This is a genomic window from Desulfosarcina cetonica JCM 12296 (genome assembly GCF_001311845.1).
GTDB classification, from domain to species: Bacteria; Desulfobacterota; Desulfobacteria; order Desulfobacterales; family Desulfosarcinaceae; genus Desulfosarcina; species Desulfosarcina cetonica.
Map to the genome: position 1 here is coordinate 1 of NZ_BBCC01000209.1, position 10,238 is coordinate 10,238.

The 10,238-nt window shown below is 57.5% G+C and carries 10 protein-coding genes and 1 pseudogene; 3 read left to right on the top strand and 8 right to left on the bottom strand.

Features of this window, described 5'->3' with window-relative positions:
• From JCM12296_RS28910 to JCM12296_RS28915, 3 genes are all read left to right on the top strand, one after another.
• A partial coding sequence (locus JCM12296_RS28910; protein ID WP_218188338.1) for a cache domain-containing protein occupies positions 1-482 on the top strand: 482 nt, incomplete at its 5' end.
• Entirely contained in the window at positions 469-597 is a 129-nt protein-coding gene (locus JCM12296_RS50970) for a hypothetical protein (protein ID WP_422699187.1), read from the top strand. The genes JCM12296_RS28910 and JCM12296_RS50970, both read left to right, overlap by 14 nt.
• Positions 548-2,305 carry a hybrid sensor histidine kinase/response regulator gene (locus JCM12296_RS28915; protein WP_054700285.1) on the top strand — a complete coding sequence of 586 codons (1,758 nt, stop codon included), beginning with the start codon at positions 548-550 and terminating at the stop codon, positions 2,303-2,305. The genes JCM12296_RS50970 and JCM12296_RS28915 overlap by 50 nt, the downstream gene beginning before the upstream one ends.
• Before the next feature lie 18 nt (positions 2,306-2,323).
• On the opposite strand, the gene JCM12296_RS39100 is transcribed toward JCM12296_RS28915, so the two are convergent.
• From JCM12296_RS39100 to JCM12296_RS50975, 8 genes and pseudogenes are all read right to left on the bottom strand, one after another.
• Positions 2,324-3,478, bottom strand: coding sequence for a PAS domain-containing sensor histidine kinase (locus JCM12296_RS39100; RefSeq protein ID WP_054700288.1), 1,155 nt, complete (start codon positions 3,476-3,478; stop codon positions 2,324-2,326).
• 220 nt (positions 3,479-3,698) lie between these two features.
• The gene (locus JCM12296_RS28925; protein WP_054700290.1) at positions 3,699-4,676 is read right to left on the bottom strand and encodes a uroporphyrinogen decarboxylase family protein; all 978 of its coding nucleotides are present in this window, start codon (positions 4,674-4,676) and stop codon (positions 3,699-3,701) included.
• Between the two features lie 22 nt (positions 4,677-4,698).
• On the bottom strand, positions 4,699-5,010 hold the full coding sequence (locus JCM12296_RS46095) for a cobalamin B12-binding domain-containing protein (RefSeq protein ID WP_246805047.1): 312 nt from the start codon (positions 5,008-5,010) through the stop codon (positions 4,699-4,701).
• Positions 5,007-5,333: a B12-binding domain-containing protein gene (locus JCM12296_RS46100; RefSeq protein ID WP_246805049.1), complete on the bottom strand. Its 327-nt coding sequence runs from the start codon at positions 5,331-5,333 to the stop codon at positions 5,007-5,009. Before JCM12296_RS46100 ends, JCM12296_RS46095 begins: the two co-directional genes overlap by 4 nt.
• 42 nt (positions 5,334-5,375) lie before the next feature.
• Positions 5,376-6,179 (bottom strand): methyltetrahydrofolate cobalamin methyltransferase, encoded by an 804-nt coding sequence (locus JCM12296_RS28935; protein ID WP_054700292.1) that lies wholly within the window; start codon positions 6,177-6,179, stop codon positions 5,376-5,378.
• Between the two features lie 87 nt (positions 6,180-6,266).
• Complete coding sequence (locus JCM12296_RS28940) at positions 6,267-7,628, bottom strand: MFS transporter (protein ID WP_054700294.1); 1,362 nt, start codon at positions 7,626-7,628, stop codon at positions 6,267-6,269.
• A 312-nt stretch (positions 7,629-7,940) separates the two neighbouring features.
• Complete coding sequence (locus tag JCM12296_RS28945) at positions 7,941-9,065, bottom strand: ABC transporter permease (protein WP_054700297.1); 1,125 nt, start codon at positions 9,063-9,065, stop codon at positions 7,941-7,943.
• 218 nt (positions 9,066-9,283) lie between these two features.
• Positions 9,284-10,146, bottom strand: a pseudogene (locus JCM12296_RS50975) (ABC transporter permease).
• Positions 10,147-10,238 lie beyond the last annotated feature (92 nt).

Genomic DNA, 10,238 nt, shown 5'->3' on the forward strand with positions numbered 1-10,238 from the left:
ATATCCAATACACGCATCGCAAATTAACCGATCCCGGGATTCAGTCCCGGAAGATTTCTTTTGTTCTCGGCGTAAAGGACCTTCAATGGTTAGTGGGCGCCGGTGTTTACATCGATGACGTGGAAAGCGACATTGCCCGGATGCAGGCCCAATTGAACCATCAGCTGAAAATCAAATTTCTTTTTTTTTCAATGACGGTGACCGCCATTCTCGGCCTGTTCTACCTGTTCTTCAGGTCACTGAACCGGCGACTGAAAAACGATGTGGAACTTCTGGTCTCATTTTTTAAGCGGGCGGCGAATTCAGACGAGGCCATCGATCAAGAGCATATCAAATTCGCTGAACTCGGCCAGATGGCGAAATACGCCAATCAGATGCTTGTAGACCGTAAGCTGTCGGCGGATGCTGCGGGAGAACGAAGCGAAATTCCGCCGCATGGCCGAAAATTCCCCGGATATCATTTACCGAATGTCGATTCCTGAGGGGAAGTATGAATATATAAGCCCCGCAGCGGAAGTCATCACCGGGTATCCCCCCGAAATATGGTATGAGAATCCACTTTTTATTAAAAAAACTGATCCCTTCCGATTGGCATGACTATTTCGAGAAGGAGTGGGACCAGATCCTTCAAGGGCATCTATCACCCATTTATGATTACCAGATTATTCACAAAACCCAGGGCCTCCGCTGGCTCAACCAGCGCAATGTGGGTATACGGAACGCGGCTGGCGAGCTTGTTGCCATCGAGGGGATCGTTACGGACAGAACCGTTCAAAAACACGCTGAGCAGGATCTGTGGGCTTCCCAGCAAAGATTCCTGAAAATCTTGGACAGCATCGATGCCGCTGTGAATGTGGTGGATATGGAAACCCATGAGGTTTTGTTTGTGAACCGATATATGCGGGAAAACTTCGGCGGGGATATGACCGGCGATGCCTGCTGGGCGGCTTTTCGGAATGAAAAGGGACCCCGCGACGCCTGCACGCATGCCCGGTTGGTGGATGCCAACGGCAAACCCACGGGCGTTTGCGTTTGGAAAGATCGCAATCCGGTCACAGGGAAGTATTATGTCAATCATGACAGGGCCGTCGAATGGACCGACGGCCGTTTGGTGCGGCTGCAGATCGCCACCGATATAACGGATTTGACCAGAATGGAGCATCAACTCCAGCAGGCCCAGAAAATGGAATCCGTCGGCAGGTTGGCCGGTGGCGTGGCCCACGATTACAACAACATGCTCAGCGTGATTCTTGGCTATACGGAGCTGGCCCTGGATAACACAGCGCCAGAGGATCCCCTGTATTCCGATCTACAAGAAATCCATGCGGCCGCCATGCGCTCAATCAAGATTACCCGGCAGTTGTTGGCTTTTTCCAGAAAACAGACCATCGCCCCGAGGCGACTGGAGTTGAACGAAACGGTGGAGGGCATGCTCAAGATGCTGCGTCGATTGGTTGGTGAGAACATCGATATCGTCTGGCATCCAGGCTCCCGCATCGATTCGGTTTACATGGACCCCTCCCAGATTGATCAGATTCTGGTCAACCTCTGCATCAATGCCAGGGATGCCATTTTTGACGTGGGCAAAATTACCATCGAGACGACCACGCAGTCCATCGATGACGCCTATTGTGCCGATCATGCCGACGCTGTACCCGGCGACTTTATCATGCTCGCCGTCAGCGACGACGGCTGCGGTATGGATAAGGAAGTCCAGGCGCGTCTTTTCGAACCCTTTTTCACGACCAAGGAACTTGGCAAGGGGACCGGGCTGGGCTTGGCCACGATTTACGGCATTGTCCGACAAAACAACGGGTTCATCAATGTCTACAGCGAGCCGGGAGAGGGAACGACCTTCAGGATTTACCTGCCGCGGTATGAATCCGCACCGGAACCCGTGGAACGGCCGACAGCGTTACCGTCAGACGCAAAGGGAACGGAGACCATCCTTTTGGTGGAGGATGAACACACGATCTTGCGAATGACCCAGATGATGTTGAAGCAGTGCGGCTATACCGTGCTTACGGCCAACAATGCTGCCGAGGCCATGGATGTCGCCCGCGGGCATGCCGGCCCGATTCACCTGATCATGACCGATGTGGTCATGCCCGATATGAATGGCAAGGCGTTGTCAATCCGGATTCAGGAGCTGTATGCCGGGGTGAAGGTTCTCTTCATGTCCGGCTACACCGCCAATGTCATTGCCCATCGGGGTGTGCTCGATGAGGGGATCGACTTCATTCAAAAGCCTTTTTCCAGAAAGGATCTTGCCGCCAAGGTGCGCGAGGTGCTGGATGGGGCGTAGCGTAATGCCGGTGGCGGTTTACTTTGCGGGGCATTCAGGTTGACCTGCCGCTACCTTCATGGGGGTCGGCTGAGGCGGCCTCGATATCGAGGATTTTTCGCCACCCACATAATCCTTGGTGGCATACCGGGTAATGTTCTGAAATTTGCGGATGGTGGCCACCAATCGGTCCAGATTGTTTTTCAACAATTGGTAGAGCCTTGTCCGGCGCGCGTCTGCGTCGGCTTCGGGGGCCAGCTTCTCGATGCCCATCATCACCACCTGCAGGGGGTTGTTGAGCTCGTGGCCCACGGCACCGGCCAGTTCCAGGATCGACAGCAGCTTCTCCTTGGCCAGGCGCTCCGCCTCGGCTTGCTTCCCCTGGGAGATGTCCATGAAGTAGCACAAAGCGGCGCGTTTGTCGTTGTACTGGATGGAGGTCGCCGTCTCCAGGATCCACTTGGTGTTGCCCGTCTTGTCCGTGATGCAGAAGGTATAGGGATCCCGGCGCCTGGCTTTGAGCATGGCGATGGCGTTGCTCCGCGTCTCGGCGCGATCGGATGTCTGAACGAGGGTCAATGGATCGCTGCCGATCAATTCCGCCTCGCCGTATCCGGTAATGCGCATGAATTCCGGGTTAACGTACATCAGCCGGGCGTCCTGGACGATATAGCAGCCGATCAAGGCGTTGCGGATGCTGCGTTCGAACGCCTGGTCGGCCCGTCTGCAGCCGGTGGTGTCGCGGATGAAACCCTCGATGGCGACTATCTGTCCCCCAGGGTCACGGACCACGCTCCAGCGGTCCTGCATGATCCGGATGGAACCGTCGTCCTTCAGATAGCGATAGTCGATCTCGCCGCTCCGCTGGGCGGGGGCCAGCGAGTCGGCCAGGGCATATTCGATCCGTTCGTGGTCCCCGGGGTGAATGTGCCGCCGAACGCTTTGGGGGGAAAGCTCCTGTTTGCCGTTTTCCTCACCGGCGAACAGGGAGAAGAACCGCCGGTTGAAAAAGGAGAACGTCCGCGATTCGATGTCGAACCGATAGATGGCGTCCGGTGAGCGATCGGCCAAGTGGATGAGGTCTTCCGATCGTCGTTGGATCGTGGTGATATCCGGATGGTCCGTGGATGCCGATCCGGGAGCTTCATTTCCCGTCCGTGTCGCCGATTCGTCTTCCGTGGGTTTTGTCGCCATGCACGTGGCCTCGATGCGTTGTTTTACTACCACTAATAGCATAGCATAATTCGGTTAGATGGAACAATATTTCGAGACGCCGGTTCATCTGGACCTAAGCCCCTTCAGCCTGAAAACCGATGCCCCTATGCATTGAAGCGACCCCCGGCCAAGGGCCAAATGGCGCCTTCACGGCCGGAAGCCGCTCCAAGGGGCTTCTCGATGGCGAATCCGCTCGAGATCAGAACATTTTCTTGCTCATCTCATCGATGGCCTTGCTGGTGGCTTCATAGACGCCTGGAAAGGAGCTGAAGTTCAGGCCCTGGGTCAGGCAGGGAATGAAGTAATGCTTGCCGCAGGTCTGACAGGCTCTTTCCACATGTTTGGCGATTTCCGCCGCATCCCAGTTCTGATGATCCAGGGGGCCGCTGTCGATTTCGCCCATGAAGGAGATCTGGCCACCGTATTGCTTGATCAGGTCAGGGGTGTTGTTGGTGGTCATGACGCCTTGCCAGATGTCGATGCCCATCTCGATCATGGCGGGCACCAGGTTGGCGGCATAGGAATCGCTGTGGTGCACGATCAGCTCCACGCCGTTATCCTTCCAGAACCCATAGGCTCTTTTGTAGGGTTCCAGGTAAAACTCATTGAACATGGCCGGCGAAAGGAACGAGGCGATCTGGCCGCCCCAGTCGTCATGGTGGAACAGGGCGTCGGGCTTGAGATATCTGATCGCCTGCTTGGCATATTCGATCTCATAATCGACGAGGTAGTCGATCAGCTCGTGCATGCACTCCGGTTCTTCGTACAGGTTCATCATGGCGGCTTCCATGCCCATGAGATGGTGGGTCATCTCAAATGTTCCCGAAGCAAAGAAGACGCTCACGAATTGCTCCTTGCGGTCCACGGATTCGGCGTGCTTGATGGCCGCTTCCCAGCGCTCCAGGCTGGTTTCGATGGCCGGTGCCTTCACATAGTCCCGCCATTTAGTGATATCCTTGAGCACGATGTGTTCGGCGTCGTGGACCGGGAAGGCACCGATCTGATCTTCCGGCCATTGAAAGGTCACCCCCCATTCGTTGACGATCGTATGCCCCTTCTGGGGCCTTTTTCTCAACGGGGCTTCCATGATGATTTCGAGAAATTCATACTGGTTGACAAACCGGTCGGGATTGCCGCCCTTGATGGTTTCCATCAGGTTTTCGCGTTTGGTGAGCATGGTTGAAGGCCTCCTTTTAGGGTTAAGCTGCCATTACCAGTTCTTTTGCCTTGGACGCTGCCTTGCCGGCATCCGGTGCATAGGCGTCCGCCCCGATCTCGGCGGCAAATTCAGGCGTTACCGGGGCGCCGCCGACGATCACCTTGAAGCCGGTCAGGCCACTTTCCTTGATGGTCGCCACGGTCTCTTTCATGGCCGGCATGGTGGTGGAAAGCAGACCCGAGCAGGCCACCAGTTTCACATTCGGGTTGGCTTTAATGGCTTCGACGAATTTGGCTGCCGACACGTCCACGCCCAAATCAACCATATCAAAGCCCGCGCTTTCGATCATCATGCTACCAGGTTCTTGCCGATGTCATGCAGATCCCCCCGTACCGTGCCGATGACGCAGGTTCCCAGGGCGGTGGCGGCCGTTCCCGCCAGATGCGGTTTGAGGACTTCGACGCCCTTGGCCATGGCCTTGGCCGCGATCAGCATTTCAGGAACGAAGAGCTCCCCGCTGGAGAACTTGTCACCCACGACGCCCATGGCCGCGACCATGGCTTCGAGAATCGCCTCGGCCGGGTTGCCCTCGTCCAATGCCGCCTGGACCAGTCCCGGTACGAGTTTTGTCTTGCCGGTTTCCACATTTGCCTTCACTTCTTCGATTTTCGACATTGTTTCCATCCTTTCATAAATAGCTGGCGTTGACCGCGATGTCTATTGTAGCGGCCCGAACAGGCCTTTCCGGTAGGCGCCGATGTATTCGATACAGTACTCGTCCATGCCCTTCAACGCCTCGGTGGCATAGATCAGCCCCATCATGTGTTTGGCCAACGGATTGATGATCGCGCTGTCCATCCCCGCCCCCATGGCCAACACCATGAACGCCTGATTGACGAACTTCCGGGCCGGCAGGTTAAAGGAAATATTGCTCGCCCCGCTGGTGATGTGGATCTGCGGATACTGCGTCTTGATCTTGCCGATGACGTCGAGAATGATGTTGATGCCGTCCTCGGCGGTGCAGAGCATTTCCACCAGGGGGTCGATGTACAGGCGCGAGGGATCGATCTTGTAAGCCTTGGCTTTTTCCATGATCGCGGCAAATACCGCCAGGCGCTGCTCGCCGCTTTTGGGAATGCCCGTGTCGTCACAGAGCAGCGCCACGCAGCCCCACGGGGTGTCGGCAATTTCGGGGAAGATCATGTCGATCTTGTTTCCCTCCATGGAAACCGAGTTGACCAGCCCGGGTTTGTTGCACAGCTTCATGGCCTGGGCACAGATGTCGGCGCTGGGGCTGTCCACCGCGATGGGCGTGTCCGTGGCGTCCTGCACCTGATCGATGAGCCATCGCATGGTTTCCAGTTCGACGGCCACATCCACCGAGGCACACACATCGATGTAGCTTGCGCCGGCCTCGGTTTGGGAGCTGGCCAGGTTTTTGATGAAATCCGCATCCTTTTTCTGGATCGCCTCGGCTACGGAAGGAATGGCGCCGTTGATTTTTTCACCGATGATAATCATTTTCAAAAGCTCCGTTGTTTTAAGTGAATAAGTATAAAGCGCTTATCACGCAACCCGCACTGATACGCCCGGTGATACGCCCGGGCCTTAGTTGCGCGCGGCGATCTCCTGCTGCATTTCGCCGAGCCGTTCGGGGGTGATCCGGTAAAGCGCCAGGATGATCACCAGGCCGGCGCCGATGAACAGGGCCGGAACCAGCGCGATGCCGTTTTTTATGCCGTTGATCAGTTCGGGGGTGGCCGGCATGTCGGCGACGTAACCCGCCGATACGAGAATACTGGTAATCACCACGCTACGCACGAAAACGGCGGTCTTGATGGGAAAACTGATCAGGGACATGATGAAACCGCGGGCGTTTTTGCCGGTTTTCCACTCGCCATAGTCCACCGTGGCCGAATACATGGCCACACTCAGGGCGTCGGGCATGCCGTAGCCCAGGTAGGCCACGAACATGACAATCATGAAAGAAACATAATTCATGGGTAGCAACCACACCAGCATAAGCCCGATGATGAAGATGATCAAGGATAGCACATAGGTGTTGCGTTCACCGAACTTCTTGGCCAGGGGCGCGGTCGCCATGGCACCGAAGAAGCAGACCACGTTGAGGCCGGTAAAGAAAACGGCGATCACGGCAAGGTTGTTGACCACGTATTTGAAATAGTAGAACGCCAGCCCGAAGATGATGAAACGGCCCAGGTAACGTCCCAGTTCCGCCAGCATGAGACCGATAAGGGGGGGATTGACCAGGATCTGCTTGAGCATTTCCGCGATGGGCATCTTGTCTTTTTTGTCGGCCGCCGTGCCGGCGCCGGGGTGGTAGGCGTGGTCCTTGGTGAGGGCAAACAGGGCCCAGTAGCAGAGGATCATGAAAATGCCGGAGATGATCACGGTGAGGGTGCATCCCAAGGCTTGGTTGCCCCCTCCCAAGAGGTTGATGCTCTCGGCGCCGACCATGGAGAAGACAATCGCGCCCAGGGCGTTGAACATGCCCCGGTTGGAAGCCATGGAGATGCGCTCTTCTCTCACCGTGGTCAGGGAGTTGTTCATGGCGATATGGCCGGCGTAATAGATGTTCCAGATCAGGTGGGAGACGATGAACCCGATGGAGACCAGGATGGCATTGACGGTGGGCTCACCGATTTTGGCGAACTGCAACACGAAAAAGATGGCTGCCAGGGGCGGGCCGATCAGCAGCCAGGAGCGATATCGGCCCCAGCGCATGTCGCTTTTTTCCAGGATCACGCCTGCCGTGGGTACCCAGACGATATCGAAGATGCTGGTAACCATGAGCACGGTGCCGGCCATGGCCACCGGAATCTTGGCATAATCGGTTAAAAACGCGGCAAAGAAAAAAATTTCCATGTTGACAAACAACTGAAACCCGAACGACGGTAATCCATACAGGTTGATGATGGATTTTTTCAGACTTCTCTTTTGGGCCTCCATTGTGCTCCCCCCTCCACTTTTCTGGTTTAACGGCGGCCCGGCTTGTCGGCACTTGCACAGCCATCCACTGGTCCGGGCCAAGGTTTGATCAATTACCAAAGGTTTCGCTTCCGTTCTGCTGCCTATTGATATCTCAAACCTTGTGCCATATTGGGAAGTTATTGAAAGATAATTTATATCAATAAGTTACAAATTTTTCGGCGGTTGTGTCGCTGACAGGTGGTAACGATATGCCGTAATTTTTCTTTAAATCGTCAGCGATCGATGGGCATTGGTTCGGTTTGTCGGGGGAAGCCGCTTTTTACGAATCCGTCACAGCTGCGTCTGGGTGACGCTCTTGCGGAAGCGCAAAAGGGCGATGGCGAAGAAGACCGCGCCGATGGTGATGATGGCCAGGAGATGCTGCCAGACCGCCGTGATGCCCGCGCCGCGGTAGAGGATGGCCTGGGACAGGGCCACGAAATGGGTGGTGGGCGCCAGTTGCATGATGGCCTGAACGACGGCCGGCATGCTCTCGCGCGGGGTGATGCCGCCGGAGAGAATCTGCAGGGGCAGCAGCACCAGGATCATCAAAAGGCCCAGTTGGGGCATGGAGCGCGCCACGGTACCGAGAAAAATGCCCATGGAGGTCGTGGAGAAAAGATGCAAGGCGGCGGCCAGGAGAAACAGCCAGGTGGCGCCGGCGATCGGCACGCCCAACACCTTCTGCACCATCAACCAGAGGGAAAGGCTGGCTCCCACGAGCACCACCAGCCCGTTGGACCACACCTTGGCGAACATGATTTCCAACGGGGTGAGGGGCATCACCAGAAGGTGTTCGATGGTGCCGTGCTCGCGTTCGCGGATCAGGGCCGCGCCGGTCAGGATGATCGAAAGCATGGTGATGTTGTTGATGATCTCCATGACGCTGCCGAACCAGGTGCTGGTCAGGTTGGGGTTGAATTTCACGCGGATGGTCTGGCGGATGGGCGTCCGGGCATCGCCGGTGGTCTTGAGGAAATCGGCGACTTCGGCGTTGATGATGCGGCGGATGTAACCCGAGCCGATAAAGGCCTGGGTCATGCGCGTTGCATCGATGTCCACCAGGAGGTCGGGTCCCTCGCCGGCCAGCAGGTCGTGTTCGAACCCGGGCGGGATATCCAGGACGAAGGTGTAGTGCCCCGAATCCATGCCGGGATTCACCGCCGCCCGTGGGATACGGACCGGGGGTTGGAAGTAGGGCGGGTAGAAGGCGTCGATGATCCGTTCCGAGAGCTGGGAGCGATCCTCGTCCAAAACGGCGATGGGCGCCTTGTGCAGCTCCAGCGAGGTGGCCGTGGCAATGGCGTAAATGCCCCCGGAAAAGGCCCAGATGACGAAGAGGAAAAGCACCTTGTCGTGCCAGAAGCTGCGCAGCTCCTTGATGCCGAGGAAGAAGATGTTGGTCAGTTTGTGCATGCTCAGCGGTCCTGTGGGCTTAGCGCCAGGGCGCTGGCAACGGTCAAGACGGGGATGAAGAGCGCCAGGGTGGCCAGTTGGGCGGAAAGGTCGCCGAATCCCAGGGCCTTGGTGAAGACCCCGCGGCTGACGACCAGAAAATAGGTCGTGGGAAAGAGTCGGCCGATCAGGCGCCCACGCCCTCCAGTGAGGAAACCGGGTGGGTCATGCCGCAGAAATTAACCGCCGCCAAAAGGGTGACGATGGCCGTGCCGGCCAGGGCCGCGATCTGGGTGCGGGTGAAGGCCGACATGAGCAGGCCGATGCCGGTGGTGGTGATCACGTAGAGCAGCGCCGGCGGTGAGGGCGGCGAAGCTGCCCTTGATGGGCACCTGGAACACGATCACGGCGATGGCGGCCAGGCCGAAGTAACTGAGCATGGAAATCGCCACGTAGGGCAACTGCTTGCCCAGCAGGAACTCCAGGCGGGTCACCGGCGTGACGTAGAGATTGGTGATGGCGCCCAGCTCCTTTTCACGCACCACGCCCAGGGCCATCAGAATGGCGGGGATGAAGACCAAGAGCAGCGGGATGACCGCCGGCACCATGGCGTAAATGCTCTTAAAATCCTGGTTGTAGCGATAGCGCGGGGTCACGTTGACGCTGGCCCCACGGCCGGCCGAAAGCCCATGGCGGCGGGCCAGGTCGGCCAGGTACTGCAGATGGATGCCCTGGGCATACCCCCGGATGGTCTCGGCGCGAAAGGGCATGGCCCCGTCGATCCAGAACCCCACCTCGGCTGGCGTCCGCGCCTCAAATCGCGTCCGTAGCCCGGTGGGATATTGATCGCCAGGCTCAGCTCGCCGTTTCGCATGCGTCGGTCAAGATCCGCGAAATCGGCGATCGGCCGATGCTCGACAAAGTAGCGCGACCCACTGACGTTCAGCACATAGTCCCGGCTTTCGGGTGAGCGGTCCTGGTCGAGGACCGCATAGGCGAGGTTTTCCACATCCAGGGTGATGCCGTAGCCCAGGATGAACATGAGCAGGACCGATCCCAGGGCCGCCACGGTCAGGCGGATGGGGTCGCGGCGAATCTCCATGCTTTCCCGATGGGCATAACCCAGCAGACGCAACAGGCTGAACCAGCCGGACGCCGGGTGACTGGCCGGCTGAGGGGTCGCCTGGGGCGAGG

Coding starts and splice junctions, on each gene's coding strand:
- JCM12296_RS50970 (WP_422699187.1), top strand. CDS start 469: ATGTCGATTCCTGAGGGGAAGTATGAATATATAAGCCCCGCAGCGGAA.
- JCM12296_RS46095 (WP_246805047.1), bottom strand. CDS start 5,010: ATGATGATCGAAAGCGCGGGCTTTGATATGGTTGATTTGGGCGTGGAC.
- JCM12296_RS28945 (WP_054700297.1), bottom strand. CDS start 9,065: ATGCACAAACTGACCAACATCTTCTTCCTCGGCATCAAGGAGCTGCGC.
- JCM12296_RS39100 (WP_054700288.1), bottom strand. CDS start 3,478: ATGGCGACAAAACCCACGGAAGACGAATCGGCGACACGGACGGGAAAT.
- JCM12296_RS28940 (WP_054700294.1), bottom strand. CDS start 7,628: ATGGAGGCCCAAAAGAGAAGTCTGAAAAAATCCATCATCAACCTGTAT.
- JCM12296_RS28935 (WP_054700292.1), bottom strand. CDS start 6,179: ATGATTATCATCGGTGAAAAAATCAACGGCGCCATTCCTTCCGTAGCC.
- JCM12296_RS46100 (WP_246805049.1), bottom strand. CDS start 5,333: ATGTCGAAAATCGAAGAAGTGAAGGCAAATGTGGAAACCGGCAAGACA.
- JCM12296_RS28915 (WP_054700285.1), top strand. CDS start 548: ATGAGAATCCACTTTTTATTAAAAAAACTGATCCCTTCCGATTGGCAT.
- JCM12296_RS28925 (WP_054700290.1), bottom strand. CDS start 4,676: ATGCTCACCAAACGCGAAAACCTGATGGAAACCATCAAGGGCGGCAAT.